This window comes from Acinetobacter guillouiae CIP 63.46 (genome assembly GCF_000368145.1).
In the GTDB taxonomy this organism is placed as follows: Bacteria; Pseudomonadota; Gammaproteobacteria; order Pseudomonadales; family Moraxellaceae; genus Acinetobacter; species Acinetobacter guillouiae.
Genome location: NZ_KB849286.1, coordinates 281,635 through 304,454 on the forward strand (window position 1 = coordinate 281,635; position 22,820 = coordinate 304,454).

Genomic DNA, 22,820 nt, shown 5'->3' on the forward strand with positions numbered 1-22,820 from the left:
CGAATTAATTACACACACCTTTTACACACCTATAAATTACTGAGTTTTTAACGTTCCCAGCCGCAACAGTGTAAGTTGTGAAAGTCCCTGAATTAATGTTATTTAAAGCCAATATTTTTACATCTGATGATAAATTAGACTTTTGGATATAGTCCAATGCTTCTTTCTTAACGTTAGCAAAAGCTGATGGACTTGTAAAAGTAGTTGATGCCTCCTTCAAGTTTACTTTCCCACTTCGATATTTCGCATCCCAAAGGTATACGCTACCATTACTAACATCAACAGAGATAATGTCTGAACCATGCCCTTTTGCACCATATTTTAAAACCACTTGGTTTGGTAGATTCGCAACATCATTTGCTAAGTATAATTCTGTTTTATAACCATTTACTTGAGAATATTGATTTTTTGATGTTCCGTTAGTTAAAACTGGAGGTTTATAATCATACCCAGCCACAGGATCTGGTAGTTTAGGGTCTAATACAACATCATTGAACTTTCTAAATAGAGTAGGAACTTGAATGGCTTTAATGATTTTTTTTGATTGAACTGCTGACATTCCTGTCAGGACAGGCATATTATAAGTCGCTGCATTTTTAGCAGCGGTTGCTGTAGTTTGTGTAATTTTTACACCAACAGTACCTAATTTTGCAGTTGCAGTTGCAGCCCCTTTGACGAGTACAAGTAATCCCGCAGCCTCCCAAGTTAATGTCCCTAAATCATAGCCTACTTGACTCGCTTGTGATAAACCGCCAGTTTTTAAATTATTATCTATCCTTTGCATTTTTGTATTTAAGCTAGCAAAGGCTGAGTCACTTAACTGAGCCCTAACTTCTGGATCAGTGATTATCGATTTTAATCCATTAAATGTATCAACTGGACTGAGTATTGCTTCTACAACACCTTTTGCATCAGAACCAGCAGAATAGACTACCCCTGCAGCAAATCCTGCCTTAGTTAATTTATCTTGCACACTATCTAAACTGCCATATTTAACATATACAGCCACATCACCTAAACTATTAGCCTTAGCATATTCTAAATCTTTTTGAAATTTTTGCTGTGTTCCGAGCCAATTATTAGTTAATGCATTTTCTGCAGAGTTTGCAGCAATATTTACATCATATCCACCAGCAGCTGCAACCGATGCAGCAAAAACTTTACTAATATTTTTTATTTTAATCAGCTCTTGATCAGTATAAGTAAACTTATCTCCTGTAATTGCTTGCGCAAAAATCTCACCAAGTGAAGCTCCTAATGCTCCAGCCTCACAGTCTTTTTGTATAGCTCCTGCCACGCAACCAGCTGCTGCATGAGCTACTTTATGAACAATATAATCTATATCTAAATTTGTTCCCTTCTGTAGACCTGAAATATTTTCAGCTGTAAAACCTTGAATTGCATCTGCAAAACCAGTCAATAAGGCTGTTTGTAGATTATCTGAAAGACTCCCCCCATTTATTCCCGAATTAACTAATGCAGATGCTGTTGAATTAATTAAATTTGTAGCAACCCGATCTGTTATTCCTGTACCTTTTAACTGAGACATCAAGTTTGTACCACCAAGCTTATCAATTACTCCAGCAGTAACAACAGAAGTCGCTAAACTCTTTATATATTCCTTACTACCTAACTCTTTAAATGTTGCAGCGACATCCCCACCATTATTAATCAAGCTAATGCTCGTTTGTGTTGCAATCGAAGCTACAGCAGCATTTGCCATAGTTCCTAATGTCGAAACACCAATTGTTGTTACTCCAGCAGTTGTTGTGGTTGTGATACCTGCTGTACCTATCATGCTGGCACCCAAACCTACTGTTGTACCTCCTGCTGCTGTCCCACCCGCCGCTGTTCCTGCTGCGACTGCTGTTCCTGCTCCATAGGTAACAATTGCAACAATAATCACAATAATTGCAGCAGCTGCTCCAGTTAAACCTTGAGACTTATAGTCCCATCCCTTTTGAGCAAGAATAATTTTATTCCAATCAACATCCTTGCGGTTCACAAAGTCTTTAAGATATTGATTGCCAGGTTGGTTTGCTAATCTTAATATTTCATCTCTAATTTGTACCTTATTCTGATCACGCTCACCTACAGGTATTTGTACAGTTATCCCTCCATCTGCTTTAAAAACAGGTGGAGTAGGTCCGTTAAAGCTGGGTAATGTTCCAGTTTCAGTAACTGATCCTTTATCTTGCATTGATTGCCAAACTATAGATTTTTTTTGTTTTTGAACAATATCTTCAATCTTTGTTATTGCTGGATCTATAAAAGTCTTTCCACCAGATTCTATTTGGGCTCCACTGAGGTAGTTAAATTCTGTACCTACTAAGCGTGTATCAAAGCCTGACTTCACCCCAATATAATCAGCGGTTAATGTCACTGGTATTTGCGAAATTTGTGAACGACTAGAGTTGGTTTTAGAATCGTTATATTTGATTCCCGCGAATGAAGACTCTTTTGTAATATCACTAATAGTGGAGGATGATCTATTCACTGTATAAAAATTTATATTTCCACCTGAGCGTATTGAAATATTTCCTGTAGCATCAAGTTTTCCAGAGTAAATATCTATACTATTATTAGGATTATTAATTTCTTTACTTTCTATCGAAATATTTTTGGCCTGAATATCAACGGATGCAGCACCTATATTTTCACTTACAGTTTTTGTATTGATATACTTTTTCTTAAGTCCTAGCCAAGATCTTTTTATTTGCTGTGAACCTGATTTGTCATAACTTTGCTCAAGTGCAGCATCGAATAATATATTCTTAAATGACTCAATCTTAACATCTCCATTTTGTGATGTGATACCCGTCCCTTGTAAAACCAAGTTGTTCCCATTAGCTTTACCTGTGGTTCTTATATTCACTCCTTTTGAAGCATTTAGTATTGTAGGATTGACTTTAGATGCATAAGTGTATCTTCCATCATTTGGATTGCCTTTTTCAAATAGATCAACAGTACCATCGATCACAATACTTGCGTTAATTTGCTGAGGCTTACCATTAGGTTGTTGAGTCGTTATTTTATAAGGATCATATAGTAAACCTTGAGCTTCTATATCGATCAATCCTGTTTTTGATGCTAACTCTGATCCACTAATTGACACCCCTCGGGCTGAAGTCAAGTTGATATTTCCACTTTCACTAGTCAGAACTGCTGCGACATGTTCGTCCCCATAGACGCCTGCATTTAAAAAGGTCACTAATTTATCTAAATCCGAAACTCTTTGTTCTATTTCATTATTAATTTCAATTTTAATTTTTTTTGTTCTTGATGAAGCCACCTGCATATTAATATTAATTTTAATCGGATATTTTTTTTCTAACCTTTCTTTAATTTCATTGAGTGATCTGAGAGAACTGTTAACTGTTGACCCAGGTATTACATTATCTCTCTTACTGATTAAAGATTTATAATCAGTATCAGCTTGAATAACTCTTAAGGATTCTTGTAATAAAGCTTTTTCAGCATTTGCATCATTGATGTGTTTAGTACTTACATAATTACTGACTTTGTTTTTTATCCCGTTTATTGTGATTTGGTCTCTATTTGCAACGATTTTTATATCTTTTTTTGCGTTTAATTTTGCGCCTTCTAAAATTACAAACTCGCCTTCTAAAGTAATTCCACCATTCGCTGTAGTTAGATTCACGACCTCCTCAGAACCCTGACCATTTGCCCCACCATATCCCACTAATGTTGTGGCCCCATTTTTAGAGATGAGATCTATATCACCGGTTGCATTTAATTTAATACTTTTGGGATCTATTCTCAGTCCATTATCGATCTGTAAGGATAAATCACCATCTAGGCTATTTAATTTTGCATCTGATCTAAGCAATTGACTTCCAATCGCATTCAGTTCAACTGATTTTTTATCAACGAAGTAGCCAGATTCAATAAGTGTTGCACCACCTGTAAGTTTCAAATTTTGTGCAAAAATAGACCCATCTTTACTGGTTACGGATAAAAGTCCATCTGACTTAAATTGACTTGTACTATTATCTAAAAATAAAGGGGACACACCAAGACCATCAGGGGAACTATTAAAAAATATTCGACTTCCATTGATTGCAGTATGCGAATTAGAGTTCGAATTTACGCCACTAAATACCAAATTATGATTTGCAAATATTTCTACATTTCCTTTTGCATTAATATTTGTATTATTTATATCAATTTTTTTATCACTTTGGACTTTTACGCCACCTTCAGTAGAACTAAGTTCGGCTAACTTTATATTGACATCCCCTGTACCTATTGATGCAATAGTGATTCCTTTTTTTGCATTTACCTGGGTTGAGACACTATTTGAATCAGATTGTAAATTGGTATCCCCATATGCAATAAATGAAGCTTTCCCTGCCTCTGAAACTGCTTTTAAATTCTTGGTATTAATATTGCCTTTCAAAGCCGAGACATTAATATCTGTTCCTGCTGATAAATTTGTTCCGAGGTTTAAATTTACATTGTTTTCAGATGCTGTCAGGTTGATATCTTTATTTGTTTTGAGTTGACTGTTCAGTAGCAACTCTTTTCCTAATAAGTTGATTCCTTCATTTGCAATGAACTGACTTCCTAAAATATCTAATTTACCATTTGAGCGTAAATCTAATTTGCCCGTGAATGTAGGTAAAGTAGTCCCTGCATTTTGCCAAGTTAAATTGCCTTGAGCATTCACATTAAAATTTTTAGTTTTTGTTGTTTGTCCTACTTTATCTAGACCAAGATTGTTAATAGAAACCGAATTAGCTCCATAAATATTTACATCTTTTTCAGCATTTAAACGGGTCGAAGTCAAACTAAGGTTTGAACCAGCTTTACTTGTCGCTAAATTTATATTTCCTGAATTTGCCCAGACAGGTGTATTTTTGAGTGTTAATAAATCACCAGCAGTCAGATTGACATCATGGGTGGCTGAGATATTTCTCACTGCATCGGCTTTTAGATTTTGTTTTGCTTCAAGAAAGATTGAACCATTCACACCAAGGTTGATATCATTGCCAAGATTGATATTACTAGCATCAATGTATAAATTTTCACTTTCACTAAAGTTCTGAACATTAGTACTATTCAGTAAATTGACATCCTCCTTGGCTTTAACAGAAATAATATTGGGATTTTCTGTCCCAAGTTTTTCTAATCGGGCACGATCTAAAGTGATGTTCTGACCAGACTCCAAGAATAAATTACCATTGGAAAGCATTGCTCCACTACTCACAATATCAGCACCATCACCTGTACTGATACTGAGTAAACTTCCCTGTGGGTTGGTGTTTTTCATCGTACCTGTATTTTCGATTTTACCTGCGCTGGTAATCACTAAGCTTTGTGGAGATTGAATAGTTCCAGCATTGCTCACCCCTAAGCCTTTGTCTGTACCGATGATAAAAATATTATTGGCATACATTCCACCGAGCGCTTTTACATCGAGTGCAAATGTTGGTGTGGTACTATTCGCTTGATTCGGTGTGATTGACGTTAAGTCTTCACTTATTGTGTTTGAACCCGTAATCACTTGTAAGGCTTGATTGGCATGTACTTGAGCGTTGAGTTCTACTGCTTTGGCATAGATATCAACATAGTCGGCATTGTTGTTATTCCCACCCAATCCTAAGTTATTTGCTGTTGAATTAACGTTGACTTTCCCTTGATTTACCACAAACTGCTTAATACTTCCATCAGCATTCAGCTGTGGCTTACCTGTGGTAAAAATTGCCTTATTGGCATTGATAAAACCGCCACCCTGAATATTAATTCCAGATGGGTTGGCAATAATCACATCTGCACGCTGCCCTGCAATCTCTAGATTTCCTCGGAATTGTGATGCTGCCGAAGAGTTGACCTCATTGAGAATAACCCTTGCTTCACCTGTTTGTAGATAAGGGTTAGCCCCTACTTGCCCCACAATCACTGAACCTGCACCATTACGGCTGTTGTTTAATACAACACCGGGTTGCAATACATCAAATTGGTTATAGACGTTATGCGACACACCATTTTTAGGTGTTTGAATATTCACCACAGGTACATTTTGACCCTGTTGGTTTTTCCCTACCCCTATACTGGCTCTTTGTGAAGCTGCAGCATTTGGATCTGCCTGCATCTGTGCATAAACAGGTGAAAATGCCATAAATAAGCTCATCGATGCGACAATACTTTTCACTTGCCACAATTGATGAAATGATTTTGAATCCTGTGTATTCACAGACTCTGCAATTGGAGTTGAATACGTACTTTGACCTGTAGCTTTACTCTGACTTTTGATATTTTCAGCCACAGCAATAAACATATTTTTTGCTTTACTAAAAATAATACGATAACGGTTTTTATTCATTTCTTAAGTTCCTAAATGTTTTTTGATTAATATGAAAAATTTAAACTAAAGCCTGTAACCCAATCTTTTTTAATGAGCTTAGGTGCCTTGATACCATGACCAATAAAGGTATCTAAATACACACCTTTAAAATAACTACGTGTCCCAAATACACTTCCCATCAAATAACGTTGTCCAGAATAGCTATTTCTACCATTGACCCACCCTTGATCGATAGCTGCATAAAACTGAGTTGCAGGGATAGGAGAGTTCCAATTCAATTCTTGTTGTAAATAGTGACCGTTATCGCCTGACAGCATGAGCTCGCCATCAAAGCCTCGAACACTGTAACGCCCACCAATATAAAAACGGTCTTGAGGAACTAAAATTTTGGGTGCAAATTGTCCGCGCCAATTTAAGCGGTATTGCACAGGATGATCTAGAATCGTAAAAGGCTGGGAATAGCGAAGCTCAGCACTCCAAATCGGAGCGCGAGCATATCCTTCAGCAGGAAGAAGGATTTGTTGTTCTTTCACAGGATCATAAATGGTAATTCTTTCTTCTGGGGCCGATTGAGCATTCAATGCCCCTGTACCACGTCGATAATCAAGATTTAAATCGAGTAATGCATTGCCAATATATTGTCGATGTTGAATACCTGCATTCCATCCTGCAGTTTGTCTATGCATCACATTAACTTCAGTATTTTCAATAAAAGTTTGATTTTTTTTATGATAGCCTTTGGTATAAATACTGGTTTTATGATGCGCACCACGGCTGATCATACGTGAGAGCATAAGATTACTTTGCTTGGTTTCTCCACTATATAAAATTGGCCCATTAAAGCCCGCTATATTTTGTTCATATCTATATTCATTATGGGTCGCAGATAACTCATAATTTCGAAATGGAATTGAATAGCTGAGATAAATGCTTCGGTTTAAATCTTTTTGCCAATCATCGAGTGAATGACTTAAATTGATATTAAGTGAATCATTTAAATTCAATGGATTGTTTAAGCTAATTCCTAAACTTCCAATATATTCACCCGTACTTTTTGATCCTGAATTATCAATATTTAAGCTCAATCCAAATTTTTTATAAGGCCTAGACGTCACAATAAGATCACTAAAACCAACCAGTTCTTTACCATCTTGAGCTACAGCTGGTTCTATTTTGATATCTACATCTCGGTTCGATGTGCGTTTGAGATTTTCTAAACCTTGATCAATTTTTTTAAGATTTAAAATTTCATTATTTTTTATCGGTAATGCAGCAAATATCTCTATCTTATTTACAGATTTATCCTTTGAAAGTATTTGATGAATTCGACCTGCATGGATATTTAAAACTAGATGACCTTGAGTCAAGTCTTGTGGATTAACCACAATTTGCGTGGTAATCAATCCTTGTTTTATCAGCTCGTTTTGAGCATATTTGACTAGATTCTGTAAGCTTTGAGTTCCAACACATTGTCCGACAATAAAATCAGGCTGACTCAAATTATAGCGCAAACCATTGAAAATATTTTGATTTTTACTCTGCAATGGATCATTTATAACGAAACTGAGTTGCTTTATTTCAAAGCATGGAGTTTCTGGAACAATGACAAGATCACGACCAAGTTTTTCAATTTTTTGTTGTGGGGCTAAAAGTATATTTTCATCAGCTAATTTTTTTTCAAGTTCGTTAATGCGTTGATCTTGACGAATAATTTCTGGTGTCAAATCAACCACACCTGATTTTGATGTTATGTCAGCGGCATACAAAAATATTGGATAAGAATATATTAAAGATATGAAACATAAATTCTTTATTTTATTACATGTCAAAATAATCATTAATAATTTTAGTGTTAAAAAAACTACACAAATATACATTTATTTGTAAATAATCCACAATATCTTCATAATTTAATAGCTTATATTTTGAACAAAAAATAAATCAAGTACTTTGAATTAATTGAAATTATATTTATATTTAGGATTTTTAACTATGGTATAAGTGAACTTTTTTAGTGCAATTTAAGTTTATAATCGAACCAAAATAAAGCATAAATCTTACAACTGCTTTTGAAGAGTTTTAAAGTTAATATTTCTTTTAAATCGTGATTCCCATTACTCTAATTAAACTCTAAAGTTTTTACTTTATTGATTAATCTCTTTGGCAATTTGAATGGCCTATTTGAGGTTGACACCGAAAGTATCTACTGCCCTGCCACGAGCACCTAGAATCAGGCTGCCTATCATCTAAAGACAAATCATTGCGTTTACCAATATAAGAACGAGTATAGTTAAATATCCAATATTTGCGCCACTGGAATCAATACGTAGATATAGATTACCTCCATCAGGAAGCTTATACATTTTGTCAGGACTTGCTTTTTTAATTTGTAAAGCAGTCAGTTTATTGATTCCACTTGTAGTCATAGCGTATAAGAAAAAAAATGCAGTAAGAAATTATCTTACTGCATTTTTTACAACTTTATAACCGCTTATTGACGTACTGTGTCATAGCTTGCTATACCGCCTGTTTCCAACTTTAACCTTATAAGTCAATTGCTTATATAGTGTTAAACAGTGTCAGAAACTTCAATGTGGCGGAAGCGGTGAGATTCGAACTCACGGAGGACTCACACCCTCGTCGGTTTTCAAGACCGGTGCATTAAACCGCTCTGCCACGCTTCCATGTGCGCAAGAATACTAAGCTTTTCCAATTCTGACAAGAAAAAAATAGACTTAAACTATTCAAATGCATATTGTTTCATCAAAATAGATGATTTTGATTAAAGTTTAGCTGCTATTTCAGCACCTTCACGAATCGCACGCTTTGCATCAAGCTCACCAGCCAATTTTGCACCACCGATAATATGGTAATTTGCTAAAGTTGACTCACCCTCTTGAGGCATTAAGTCCTTAACGGATTCCTGACCTGCACACACCACAATCGTGTCTACTCGTAACAATTGATCATGACCATTGCTTTCAATCCATAATCCTTCATTGGTGACAGACTTGTATTGCACGCCACGCATCATTCTTACCGCATGTTTTTTCAATTGTGCACGGTGTACCCAACCCGAGGTTTTACCTAAACCAATACCAAGAGGTGTGGTTTTACGTTGCATCAAATATATTTGACGAATCGGTTGCTCTACTTCAGCAGGAACAAAACCACCTTCAGTCATATAGTTTGGATTTGGGTCTACACCCCACTCTCGTTGCCAATCCGCCAAAGGTTGTGGTTGCGGCTGATGTTCAGGTTTTAACAAATATTCCGATACATCAAAACCAATACCGCCTGCACCGACCACAGCGACTCTGTTGCCAACAGGTGCACCACGTAATACTTGAGCATAAGACAACACTTGCGGTGCATTACTGCCTTCAATATTTAGACCCCGTGGAATCACGCCTGTTGCGATCACCACATCATCAAAACCTTCACGCTCTAATTGCTCACGATTCACTTTGGTATTTAAACGTAAATCCACACCAGTTTTTTCAATCTGAACTTTAAAATATCGTATGGTTTCATGGAATTCTTCTTTACCTGGCACAACTTTAGCGAGGTTAAACTGTCCGCCGACCTCAGTAGAGGCTTCAAACAGAGTCACCTGATGTCCACGACTTGCCGCAATAGTAGCTGCTGACATTCCAGCAACACCACCGCCAACAACCGCAATTTTCTTCGGTTTTTTTGTTTTAAGATAAACCAGTTCAGTTTCATGCGCTGCTCGTGGGTTCACCAAGCAACTTGCACGCTTATTTTGAAAACTATGATCTAAACAGGCTTGGTTACATGCAATACAAGTATTGATTTCATCAACACGATTGGTTGCGGTTTTACTCACCCAAAAAGCATCTGCCAATAATGGACGCGCCATTTGCACCATATCTGCTTTACCTGCTGCCAAAATTTCCTCAGCAGTATCAGGCATATTAATTCGGTTGGAAGCAATGACAGGTACAGCGACATGCTTTTTCACTTCTGCGGTGTAATCTACAAATGCAGCACGCGGAACAGAGGTTACAATCGTGGGAACACGTGCTTCATGCCAACCAATCCCAGTATTCAGTAAAGTAATACCTGCTTTTTCTAATGCCTGCGCAACAGTGATTACTTCATCCATAGTATTACCGTCATGGACCAAATCGAGCATCGACAAACGGAAGCAAATAATAAATTTTTCACCAACTTTGGCACGAATCGCTTTTACAATTTCGACTGCCAAACGCATACGATTTTCAATTGGTCCGCCCCAACGATCTTCACGTTGGTTAACATGGCGACTTAAAAATTGATTCAGTAAATAGCCTTCTGAACCCATAATCTCTACACCATCATAACCAGCTTTTTTTGCCAAACTAGCTGTTTCAGCATAATCCTGAATGGTTTCAAGAATCAGTTTGTCACTCATCTGACGTGGTTTAAACATCGAGATCGGTGATTTGATTGGGCTTGAAGATACAACAAACGGTTGATAACCATAACGCCCTGCATGCAGAATTTGCATCAGAATTTTTGCACCATGCTTATGTACAGCATGTGTGACTAAACGATGTGGTGCAATATCACCTAAAGTATTCATCGTTCCACCGGCTGGCAACAACCAACCTTGGCGATTTGGGGAAATCCCCCCTGTAATAATCAGCCCAACACCACCTTTGGCACGTTCTCCAAAATATGCAGCAAGTTTTGGGTAGTTATAAAAACGATCTTCTAAACCTGTGTGCATTGAACCCATCACGACACGATTTTTAATGGTCGTAAATCCCAGATGGAGTGGTTTTAAGATATTTGCATAGCTATTTGTCATGATGAATCCTTTAAGTTTGGCTTTGCAACTTGTTGCATACTACTTTATCGAGTTTTAATTTTTTTTTGATGGCAATTTTTGATATTTTCATCGTATATAGTGTCAATTCTATCTGCTTTACCCACAACAAGAAGCAACACATCTTGATATGACTCAAATAAAAGAAAAGTGTTATACAGTTTTATAACAATCTGCTGTGTCAATTTTCGTTATTTTGCAATATAACTGCTGAATAAAAGTAAATAAGAAAAGGCATCACGTTATGAGCCACCCGGTATTTTTAACCAGTTCTACCTTTAGCCATATGCCACAAGGTAGTCAAAATCAATGGGCTGAGTTTTTTCAAAGCGCAACTTTTGAACTCGAAGCAAATGCATTCATTCCAATTTTATGGTTTATGCTGTTTAAGCAAGAAAATATTTTCTGGACAAGATATATAGATGATCTTGATATCAACGATGAACGCAATCAAATTGATCTAGAAGAACGCCAAGAGGATTTTGGTGAGAGTCAATATGCTTATTTAGTCATTGATCAACAACAAGCACTTCTCAATTTAGCAGATCGAAAACCCTTATTTATAGAAACTTTTGGTGCAGAGAACAGTTACCATTTTGAAGATTTTAAATCTTTAATCGAACAACATTATCCTGAATATGTTTTATTGCGCACCAGTGGTTTGCCCTTGGATTTAAATGATGCCCATTTCTTAACCCAATTGTTACAACACATTGAAAATTCGGCACAAGATCATTCACAACAACTTTCTTTTATTGAAATGCAACGTATCGAGCTTGCTCGTTTTGATGATCATCCCTATTTCTTTTATGGTGTGAATCTACATGACCCTATTCACGATTTAAATACCAAAGAAGACCTGTCCACACCAGATCAAATTGACCCTGCTTCATCTCAACAACCTTTAGCAACTTCGGGGTTGGCGATTTGGATTTGTACAGCCATCGTTGCAATCTTAACCATTGCAATTTGGTTTACCACACAATCCGCACTTTATGCTGTTGTTACCTTCTTTATCAGTGCTTTTGTGCTTGGATTTATTTCTTCTAAATTAGGCGAACAGAAATAAAAAATAGCCATGCTTTTTTGCATGGCTATTTTATTTAGTCAAATAAATGAGTTCGTCATCTAGCAGTTTTTAAAAGACTGTTTATATGTGAATCACCATAAACAAATCAAATTAACACGATTCAATATCATCACTTCCAGTATTTTAATTTACTGGTCTGCCCAATGCCGACATTAAAGCTATTGGTTGGATCAAGCTTTTGATAATGATTTTTTAAAGTAGGCTTTGCAATATACAAATGCCCTACATTGTGTTCCGCAGGATATTCTGCACCACGGTTATCCAGCAAATGCCACATTTGATGTTCCATTGCCAAAGGATCTACCCCTTTTTTGACTATATAATCTTGATGAAACACATGACAGAGAAAATGTCCGTAATACAATTTATGGGTAATTAAATCATCCATCTCTTGAGGTAAAGTTTCTACCCATTCACGGTCGTTACGGCGTAAAGCAATATCCAGCGCAACAATATCTTCAACTTCCGAACGATGCGTATCACGATAACGAATTGCTGCACCCGCCACTGCGAAACGATGTAAAAAAGCCTTACGCCCTTCTTCATCCGTACAACGGAAAAAATTTCCTGATGTTTTATGTTGAAAATAATCTTTTAAAAAAAGTTCAACTTGCTCAACATCCTGATTTTCGATACGAATCATCAAATGATGTTCATATAAATCACGAAACTCATTCATCCGTTTTGGCAAATGATTGGGCAACAGTTTAGTCACCATCTGCAACACTTTATCAGACAAACTACGTAAGCCAATTTTTTCGAGATATCCATCCACTTTATCTTTTAGTGCAAATGCAGCAGGTACTTTTGCCGTACCAAATTTTTCGATAAACATAAAGGTATCTTTGCCATATTCAGCACCAATATCATAGGCAACACGATGAATGTATTCACCCGCAATCGGTAATCTTGGCAAATCTTTGAGTAAGAAACGACGGATTTCAGTCAAATCATCATGTGAGTTGGTTCCCACATAAAATACCTGACTTGGAATTTTTTCAAAGGTGTCTAAACGTACTGCAAAGACACAGACTTTACCTGCAGAACCTGAAGCTTCAAATAAACGTGATGGATCAGCATTGAATCGTGCAGGTGTATTTTCATCGACCTGTTTAACATCATGCGCATAACGATGGTCAGAAGCACAACAACTCGCATTATTAATAACATCATTGAGTTGATAGTTTTTATTTTCGAGTTTTGTCAAAATTTCTTCAGGTGTTTCACCCAAATTCACCCCCAAGTGATTGACCAACTCTAATTCACCTGACGCATTGACCCGTGCATAAAGTGCCAGTTCAGTATATGCAGGACCGCGGCGAACCAATGCTCCGCCTGAGTTATTACATATTCCACCTAAAACCGATGCACCAATACAAGATGATCCAATCACTGAGTGCGGCTCACGATTATAGTGTGCCAACTCTTTTTCAAGACGATCTAAGGTTGCACCAGGTAAGCAAATCACTTGCTGACCTTGGTTAATCACTTGAATACCCGCCAAACGACGTGTACTCATTAAAATAACGGGTCGGTCGTAATCATCACCAAAAGGTGTTGAACCACCCGTGAGGCCAGTATTTGCAGCTTGCATAATCACGATACAGTCCGCATTTACAGCAGCTTGTAGCACTTGCCATTGTTCAAACAAAGTTCCGGGAACCACAACAGCCAGCACTTGCCCTGAGCCATAACGACGACCCTGACGATATAGGCGGGTAGCGTGATCATGGGTTAAAACGTGTTGCTGACCGACGATGTTGATCAATTGCTGAATGGTGTGTTGTGAATCAATATTAGATTGCATTTTCCCTATCCTATTGATGAACCCTTATTCAATCTCATTCAATAAGGCATTCATTCCGACAGCGTTTTTCAATATTATTTGTATTGAGGGATCAACGATCAGTTCAAGCTACTTTTTTTGCTGAAAAGTAGCTTGAACCATGCTTATCCGCAAAACTTGTTAAATCACATCTTTTCATTTGATGCTTTGCAAATACATCATGTTATAAGGTCGTTCTGCCTCAAAACACTTCAGATGAAATTTGCATGGATGACATTTGCGTCTATCAAATTGAACACTGTCATTTAGCTTGATGACGTATCAAAAATACATCACGCATCCAATGCTTTGTCTAACTTCACTAAACAATCGGCGTTAATGTCTGCAATTGTTTTGGCGCCCGTCAAAGTCATTGCGACACGCATTTCTTTGTCAATTAATTCAAGCAGATTTGAAACGCCTGCGCCACCCGCTGCCCCTAATGCATAGACAAAAGCACGTCCGAGCATGCAGGTATCTGCACCCAATGCCAGCATACGAACCACGTCCAAACCATTACGAATACCAGAGTCAGCAAGGATTTTAATATCCCCTTTGACGGCATCTGCAATTGGCGGAAGCGCACGCGCAGATGATAAGACACCATCTAACTGACGACCACCATGGTTTGATACAACAATACCATCGGCACCGAAACGTACTGCATCTTTGGCATCTTCAGGATCAAGGATCCCCTTAATCACCATCGGGCCATCCCAAAATTCACGAATCCACTCAAGGTCTTTCCATGAAATAGACGGGTCAAAGTTATTGCCCAACCAACCGATATAATCTTCAAGTCCAGTCGGCTTTCCTAAGTATTTGGAAATATTACCTAAATCATGTGGACGACCCAGCAAACCGACATTCCAAGCCCAATCCGGATGGAAACACGACTGCATGTAACGACGCATCGCTGCATTTGGACCACTCATACCAGAATGTGCATCACGATAGCGCGCACCAGGTACAGGCATATCAACAGTAAACACCAAAGTTGAGCAGCCTGCAGCTTTGGCTCGCTCTAAAGCATTTTTCATAAAGCCACGATCACGCAGCACATATAACTGAAACCACATTGGGCGGTTAATTGCTGGTGCAACTTCTTCAATCGGACAAACAGACACGGTAGACAAGGTAAAAGGAATGCCCTTTTTATCTGCCGCCACAGCAGCTTGAACCTCACCACGACGTGCATACATACCTGTTAATCCAACAGGAGACAATGCAACTGGCATAGATAAAGTTTCATCAAACAATTTTGTTTCTAGGCTTAACTGAGACATGTCATTTAAAACACGTTGCCTTAAAGCGATTTTTGATAAATCTTCTACATTTCGTTTTAGTGTATATTCCGCATACGCACCACCATCAATATAATGAAAAAGAAATGGTGGTAAACGACGTCGCGCGGCTTCACGATAGTCATTAGCAGAAGAAATAATCATGCTCATATCCTGTTTAATCGGCTCGCACGCTGACGACGGGCTTCTTCCTCATCAATCATACGCACTTGCTGTACTACAAATTCTATATGTCCACAGACCGCATCTCTTGCAGCATCTGGATCATGACGTTCAATTGCATCCATCACTTTAAAATGCTGGTCATGCAATTGATCAAATCGATGTGTTTCTGAGTACACTTTGCGTCTACCCAAGAGCACGTTAAACTGCAACAGATCAAAAACGCCCCGCATCATCTGTATCAACACTAAATTGTGCGATGCTTCAGCAATCGCCAAATGAAATTTAGCATCAGCAAGTGAAGCTTGCTCATCATCACCAATCGACTGAAAATATGAAATTTGATCATAATATTCGCGAATCTGAGCCAGATCTTTAGGTGTTGCACGTTGTGCCGCATACCAAGCTGAACCACCTTCAAGGATTGTTCGCGCCTCCTGCACATCAAAACGATATGCAGGGTCTTCATCAATTAAATTACTTAAAGATTCAACAATCTGGTTTTGCGACCAATTCACTGGGAATTGTTGTAAATAGGTCCCCGCCCCGCCTTTACTGATCAGCATTCCGGTACTGGTCAGTTGAGAAATCGCTTCTCTTAAAGAGGAACGGGATACGCCCAGTTGTTCACACAACTTTCGTTCAGCAGGTAAACGTTCTCCGACTTGCATGTTTTTTTCTTCAATTAACATACGAAGGCTTTGTACCACTTTGTCAGAGACTTTCATCTGCTTTCCTCATTCAGTGACGTTTTATGCTCATGGAATCATCCATGGGAACACATAAGCTTGTAGTGTAATAATAATACCGATCATTACAGTAAACGTTATACTGTGTTTAACCGTAAAACGGAACAGATCAGACTCTTTACCTACCAGCCCCACCGCCGCACATGCAATTGCAATCGACTGAGGAGAAATCATTTTCCCAGTGACACCACCACTGGTATTTGCAGCAACCAGTAATACTTCTGGGACACCAATTTGTTGCGCAGTCGTGGCTTGTAATGCCCCGAATAAAGCATTTGCAGAAGTATCCGAACCTGTAAGGAATACACCTAACCATCCTAAGAATGGAGAGAAGAATGTAAATGCTTGCCCCGTATGTGCCAATGCCAAAGCCAAGGTTGCAGACATTCCTGAATAGTTAGCAATAAAAGCAAATGCCAACACCATACCAATCGAATAAATGGGAATTTTTAATTCATTAATGGTTTCAGCAAAAGTAACCACTGCTTCTTTTGGCTTCATTTTTAAGAAAATAATAGTAATGATTGCAGCAATAATAATTGCGGTACCCGTCGCTGAGAACCAATCAAATTTATAAATTGCATCATAGTCTTTTACTTCAGCAACAACAGGTGGCATCTTTTGAATCATTTGATGCAAATATGGCACTTTGATAGAAATCACTAAATCATGCAGTGCACCATCTTTGGTAAATAAATCCTTAAATGGCTTTACACTCCAGATCGTAACCATCACTGTTAAAATCGCAAATGGAGACCACGCTTTGGCAATTTGAGCAAGGCTATATTTCTGTTGTTTTTGTGCAGCAAGATTCTCGCTCATGCTGTCATCTTCATTTGCAAAACGGAAGATATGCTTTGGCTGCCAATATTTTAATAAAATCGTTAATGAAACCAAAGACGCAATTGAAGCGGTAATATCTGGTAATTCTGGACCCACAAAGTTTGAAGTCAAATATTGTGCTAGCGCAAAAGAACCACCACCGACAATCACAGCAGGCCAAGTTTCTTTTACACCACGCCAACCATCCATAATCGCCATGATCCAGAACAGCACAATTGGAACCATAAATGGCAACTGACGTCCAACCATCTGACTGATTTCCATTGTTTCTACACCAGAAACCTGTCCAGCCACAATAATTGGAATCCCCATTGCACCAAATGCCACAGGTGCTGTATTCACAATCAAACATAGACCAGCCGCATAAAGTGGTTTAAAACCAAGCCCCACCAATAACGCAGCGGTAATCGCAACTGGTGCACCAAAGCCAGCCGCACCTTCCAAGAAAGTACCAAAAGCAAAACCAACAAAAAGCATTTGCAGACGTTGGTCTTCCGTAATCGACAAAATCGAAGAACGAATAATATCGAACTGCCCTGTTTTTACTGAAACTTTATATAGGAATACTGCGCCAATAATGATCCATGCAATTGGCCATAAACCATAAAAGAAACCATAGACCAATGATGCCAATGCCATCATCGTTGGCATTTGATAAGCAAATAATGAAACCAGTAAAGCCAATACAACTGTAATTGTCCCCGCAACACTTCCTTTCATGCGGAATACAGCAAGGGCTAAAAAGAAAAAGATAATTGGTATCAGCGCAATGGCACTGGATACCCAGATATTGCCCATCGGATCATAAATCTGTTGCCAATGTTGAAGCATTGTCATCTCCTTGAAATGCTTGCTAGAACGTGGAATGTCATTGAATCATCCATTTATTTCTCAATAATTGGTATGACCAATTTAGTTTTAAATTAAAAAATTTTGCACTAACTGCTACTTAATATTAATTTTTGCTGATTTAAAGATCAATAGTTGGCACTCAATTAATTATTTTGGTATGACCAATATTGCAAATATTTCGACCTATTCACAGACCAATCCTTCAGCTTTCAGGGTTTCAAATCGAATAACTCATTTGTTTTATATTGTATTTTTTTAAATTAAACCAATTTTATACAACTTTAGTCGTATGCTATTTTTTAATGCACTTTTTAGTAACACTGATTTAAGTTTATTATCGGGTTTGGAAATACTTCAAAACCAAAATTAGTCAGACCAATTTAAAAATCAGTTAAAATAAGCGTAAAGGCATCGTATTAAACAAAAAATATAAAAAACAGAAAAAAAAGCAAAATCAATGAACTTTCACTGATTTTGCTTTTTACTTTAATTGAAAAATTACATAAAAATTTAATTAACTATAAATTAATTCAACAATCTCCATTCATTGATTTAACGATGCTCACAACTCAATAAGGTTGCAGGTTTTTTCTTGATTTTAAGATTTAAAGAACTTGAAATAATTCCTGAACAAATAAATGCCGCACCGATAATAATGTTGATTGTAATCGGCTCATGCCAAAGCACATAACCAAAAAATAAACTTAGAATAGGAATACACATGATTGAAATAGACGCAACAAAGGTATCTACCTGACTCACAATCCAATTCCACAAGGCAAAGGCAAAACCAGTTCCAATCACAGCAATATAGAACAGGATTGAATCATTGAGCGGATTCATCCAAACTTTAACATCTACAGGTTCAAAAATTAAAGCGCCGATCAGAATCACCACACCACCCATCAGCAATTGCCAAAAGGTCAATTTGATTTTGTCATAAGTTGCAAAATTCTGTTTGATATAAACTGTGGTTAAAGCCCAGAAGAAGCCTGACAAGATTAAGAAAGCTTGACCAATTAACGATAAATTCAAATGAATATGATGTAATTGTGGCCAAAGAATTGCAACCAAGCCCAATGTGCCAAGAACCAACCCAATTATTTTTTGGCTATTTAAACGCTCATTTAAAATATAATGCGCCAATACACCAATAAAAATAGGCATAGTAAACACTAAAACCGCAGACAATCCCGAATCAACAAATTGCATGGCAAAGGTTTGTGTTGCATAAAAACCAATACAAATCATCAAACTTGAGATCATCAGTTTTTGCCATTCACCTTTTGCGGGTAAAACGGATTTTCTTAACAGTACTTGAACCAACATAAGGGTAAGCGCAGCTAAGATTAAACGCGTAGAAATAAATAAGAATGGCGGAAATATTTGCAAACTATGTTTGACCAATCCCCACAAAGATCCCCAGACGAGACACAATAATACAATTGCACCAATCACTCGAAGATTCATTTGCTGTACTCAACAGATGGAAAGTACATAGAGTATAGAAAATAAATGACATCATGAATAATGCTATGTTTTAATGTACACATCATTTTTTTTGATGCTAAAGTAGATATTTTAGTATCAGCACTTATTCAACGCATTATTGAGGAATTGAAATGAATATCGATATGGGTGATATCAAATCATTTGTGACTGTTGCTGAACTAAAAAGCATTACAGCAGCAGCAAATAAGCTCAATTATTTACAATCGAATATGACAGCAAAAATAAAAAAGATTGAAAATCACTATAAACGTCAATTATTCATCCGAAAACCCAAAGGTGTTGAACTGACCGAATCAGGAATGAATTTATATCAGCAATACAAAAAAATGATCTTCACATGGGAAGAAACAGAAAATAAAATCTATCAGCAGGAAAAATATTTACGCTTTGGTACCAACACCAGTTTAGGCGGAATGCGTTTCTACCCGTCTTTTAGCCAACTTTATGAAACCTACCCTGAGCTTTCAATCACCATGAAAACAGGTGCTACAGGCTATATTGAAGATGAAATTTTACGCGGAAACCTAGATATCGCTTATGTTTTAGGTCACCCAAAACAGAAAAATATCCAGTATATTCAAAAGGCAGATGATCAATTGGTGATTATCGGAAAAAATGTCATCAACCATGACAGCCTTGAAGACTGTCTCAATCATCAAAATATTTTACTTGCCTCAGAAGAATGCTGTTATGCAACCACTTTAGATCATATTTATACAGACTATCATTTAACCAAGGGTGAATTAACCCATATTTATGATCATGAAGCCTTAGTCAATTTCACTCAGTTGGGTATGGGAATTTCAATGATTGCAAAGTCACTGATCAAAAAATTTAATATTCAATATTATCGAGAAACACCCGAACAATATCGAGATATTGGATTCTATCTGATAGCCCGAAGTGAACATGTATTTACCCCGATTGAAAAGCAGTTTATTGGTTTAAATGATCAACTATGATATCAAACGAATCAGATATATTGGGTTAACCCTATATATCCAATTTATCTTACTTTTAACATAGGTCAATCCGCAGCTTGCCATTTGGCCTTACACACATTCAGCAAAATCAGCAGCCCTATACAAGTACCTATTGGAAATCCAATCAAGAATAAACACCCAATAATGGTAGACATCAATCTCCCTATTTCACTACCCTTTTCAACTTCTTATTAAATTTCACACCTCTTTAATTTGACTTTTCTTATAAGTTTTACCTGAGGTGTATAAGTCATTTAAGTAAATTAATTTTGCTCTAATAAATTGTCATTTTTTCAATGTTAACCTTCAAATCCAATAAAACATTGATTGAAAAAGTGCTACAATACTGCGTTTATAAAATTCTCTTTGGCCACCCATGTATGTGGTGCCTCTTTCGAAATAGTTAGGACGAGCAATGACTGATAATGCAACGATCTTGCAGAATGTACCAGTAGGCAAAAAAGTGGGTATCGCCTTTTCTGGTGGTCTAGATACTTCAGCAGCTTTATTGTGGATGAAACAAAAAGGCGCAGAACCTTATGCTTATACAGCAAACTTAGGTCAACCTGATGAAGATGACTACGATGCAATTCCGCGTAAAGCTGAAAACTACGGTGCTGTAAAAGCCCGATTGGTTGACTGCCGCTTACAACTTGCATTGGAAGGTATTGCTGCAATTCAATGTGGTGCATTTCATATCAGCACTGGTGGTGTTCCTTATTTCAACACAACACCATTAGGTCGTGCAGTAACAGGTACAATGCTTGTTACAGCAATGAAAGAAGATGATGTTAATATTTGGGGTGATGGTTCAACCTATAAAGGGAACGATATTGAACGTTTCTATCGTTATGGTTTATTAACCAACCCTGCACTTAAAATTTACAAACCTTGGTTAGATCAGCAATTTATTGATGAATTAGGCGGTCGCGCTGAAATGTCACAATTCTTGATCGACAATGGTTTTGATTACAAAATGTCGAAAGAGAAAGCCTATTCAACAGATTCAAACATGTTGGGTGCAACTCACGAAGCGAAAGATCTTGAATACCTCAATGCAGGCATCAAAATCGTTGAGCCAATCATGGGCGTTGCGTTCTGGAAAGAAGACGTAAAAGTTGAAGCTGAAGAAGTTTCTGTAACGTTTGAAGAAGGCTTCCCTGTTGCATTAAATGGCAAACGTATTGAAGACCCTGTTGAATTCATTCTTGAAGCCAATCGCATTGGTGGTCGTCATGGTCTAGGTATGTCTGACCAAATCGAAAACCGTATTATTGAAGCAAAATCTCGTGGCATCTATGAAGCTCCGGGAATGGCGCTTCTTCATATTGCTTATGAACGTCTTGTAACGGGTATTCATAACGAAGACACTATTGAACAATATCGTATCAATGGTTTACGTCTAGGTCGTTTATTGTACCAAGGTCGTTGGTTCGATTCGCAAGCATTGATGCTACGTGAAACAGCACAACGCTGGGTTGCTAAAGCAATCTCTGGTACTGTGACTTTAGAACTTCGTCGTGGTAATGACTACACGATTATGAACACTGAATCAGAGAACCTCACTTATGAAGCTGAGCGTTTAACCATGGAAAAAGGTGATTCAATGTTTAGTCCTGCTGACCGTATCGGCCAATTGACTATGCGTAATCTTGATATCACGGACACCCGCGCAAAACTTGGTATTTATACCAATACTGGTTTATTGGCTGTCGGTACAGGATCTGCGATCCCTCAGTTGAAAGACAAAAATAAATAATTTTTGATGAAAAACAAAACCGCCAAATTTGGCGGTTTTTTTAGCTTTAGCCTTAATGACTTTTCATTAAAGATTGCTTATCAAGACACTGCATTCTTAGTTTCAGGCTGCGATAAGTTTTGTTGCTCTAATTTTTGCTGTTGTTTTTGCAACTCAATCTTTTCAGCATGTTCTTGGCGAATTTGATCATATTCCCGTTTGGTTTCGGCATCACTTTTAGCCGCAAGAAAAGCCATTCCAACTAAAAATACTGGAAATAACAATGCTAATGTCGCAAAGATATAAAATTTTTTCGAACTTGTCTGTGACATAAATTCAAGGCTTTCAATAAATTTAACTAGGTTGCTTAATATAACAGAATAAACCCATCCAATACATTACTCACCTACAGCCATAGGATTACAATCCCCTATTTATTTAAAGCGAAAAATTTAACTAAAAAGCATATTACCTTGTGATTCAGAAGCCTAATCAATCACTTTCACCAGTACTCTTCATCAATTAAATTATTCTTATATTGCATTCATTTCCCAAACTGCTTTAATAAAAGCTAATTTAATAAAAACCAGTTGCCCATAA

Annotated in this window: 12 protein-coding genes, 1 tRNA gene and 1 pseudogene; 3 read left to right on the forward strand and 11 right to left on the reverse strand. The window is 37.3% G+C overall.

Annotated features, from left to right (window positions below; all coding sequences use genetic code 11):
* Window positions 1-4: 4 nt before the first annotated feature.
* The 5 genes and pseudogenes from F981_RS19835 to F981_RS19855 form a co-directional block, all read right to left on the reverse strand.
* A complete protein-coding gene (locus F981_RS19835; RefSeq protein WP_004724875.1) occupies window positions 5-6,346 on the reverse strand; it encodes a two-partner secretion domain-containing protein in 6,342 nt (2,113 codons plus the stop codon).
* Between the two features lie 26 nt (window positions 6,347-6,372).
* The gene (locus F981_RS19840; protein ID WP_051068456.1) at window positions 6,373-8,166 is read right to left on the reverse strand and encodes a ShlB/FhaC/HecB family hemolysin secretion/activation protein; all 1,794 of its coding nucleotides are present in this window, start codon (window positions 8,164-8,166) and stop codon (window positions 6,373-6,375) included.
* 409 nt (window positions 8,167-8,575) lie between these two features.
* A pseudogene (locus F981_RS23780) lies at window positions 8,576-8,754 on the reverse strand (Arm DNA-binding domain-containing protein); the annotation flags it as partial.
* A 168-nt stretch (window positions 8,755-8,922) separates the two neighbouring features.
* Window positions 8,923-9,012: transfer RNA gene (locus F981_RS19850), tRNA-Ser, on the reverse strand.
* A gap of 98 nt (window positions 9,013-9,110) precedes the next feature.
* The gene (locus tag F981_RS19855; protein WP_004724886.1) at window positions 9,111-11,144 is read right to left on the reverse strand and encodes an NADPH-dependent 2,4-dienoyl-CoA reductase; all 2,034 of its coding nucleotides are present in this window, start codon (window positions 11,142-11,144) and stop codon (window positions 9,111-9,113) included.
* A 262-nt stretch (window positions 11,145-11,406) separates the two neighbouring features.
* Between F981_RS19855 and F981_RS19860 the strand changes: the two genes are divergently transcribed.
* Complete coding sequence (locus F981_RS19860; protein ID WP_004724887.1) at window positions 11,407-12,231, forward strand: hypothetical protein; 825 nt, start codon at window positions 11,407-11,409, stop codon at window positions 12,229-12,231.
* Window positions 12,232-12,361: 130 nt separating this feature from the next.
* Here the strand turns inward: F981_RS19860 and dld are convergent, their stop codons facing one another.
* The 5 genes from dld to F981_RS19885 form a co-directional block, all read right to left on the reverse strand.
* Window positions 12,362-14,059 (reverse strand): D-lactate dehydrogenase, encoded by a 1,698-nt coding sequence (gene dld, locus F981_RS19865; RefSeq protein WP_004724894.1) that lies wholly within the window; start codon window positions 14,057-14,059, stop codon window positions 12,362-12,364.
* A gap of 311 nt (window positions 14,060-14,370) precedes the next feature.
* Complete coding sequence (gene lldD, locus F981_RS19870; protein WP_004724895.1) at window positions 14,371-15,525, reverse strand: FMN-dependent L-lactate dehydrogenase LldD; 1,155 nt, start codon at window positions 15,523-15,525, stop codon at window positions 14,371-14,373.
* 2 nt (window positions 15,526-15,527) lie between these two features.
* Window positions 15,528-16,271 (reverse strand): transcriptional regulator LldR, encoded by a 744-nt coding sequence (gene lldR, locus F981_RS19875; RefSeq protein WP_004724896.1) that lies wholly within the window; start codon window positions 16,269-16,271, stop codon window positions 15,528-15,530.
* Between the two features lie 30 nt (window positions 16,272-16,301).
* A complete protein-coding gene (lldP, locus tag F981_RS19880; RefSeq protein WP_171066957.1) occupies window positions 16,302-17,972 on the reverse strand; it encodes an L-lactate permease in 1,671 nt (556 codons plus the stop codon).
* Between the two features lie 567 nt (window positions 17,973-18,539).
* On the reverse strand, window positions 18,540-19,457 hold the full coding sequence (locus tag F981_RS19885) for a DMT family transporter (protein WP_004724901.1): 918 nt from the start codon (window positions 19,455-19,457) through the stop codon (window positions 18,540-18,542).
* Between the two features lie 152 nt (window positions 19,458-19,609).
* Here F981_RS19885 and F981_RS19890 point away from each other — a divergent pair, with 152 nt between their 5' ends.
* Entirely contained in the window at window positions 19,610-20,461 is an 852-nt protein-coding gene (locus F981_RS19890) for a LysR family transcriptional regulator (protein ID WP_004724903.1), read from the forward strand.
* A 436-nt stretch (window positions 20,462-20,897) separates the two neighbouring features.
* Window positions 20,898-22,241 (forward strand): argininosuccinate synthase, encoded by a 1,344-nt coding sequence (gene argG / locus F981_RS19895; RefSeq protein WP_004724905.1) that lies wholly within the window; start codon window positions 20,898-20,900, stop codon window positions 22,239-22,241.
* A gap of 80 nt (window positions 22,242-22,321) precedes the next feature.
* Here the strand turns inward: argG and F981_RS19900 are convergent, their stop codons facing one another.
* Entirely contained in the window at window positions 22,322-22,552 is a 231-nt protein-coding gene (locus F981_RS19900; RefSeq protein WP_004724907.1) for a hypothetical protein, read from the reverse strand.
* Between the last annotated feature and the right edge of the window lie 268 nt (window positions 22,553-22,820).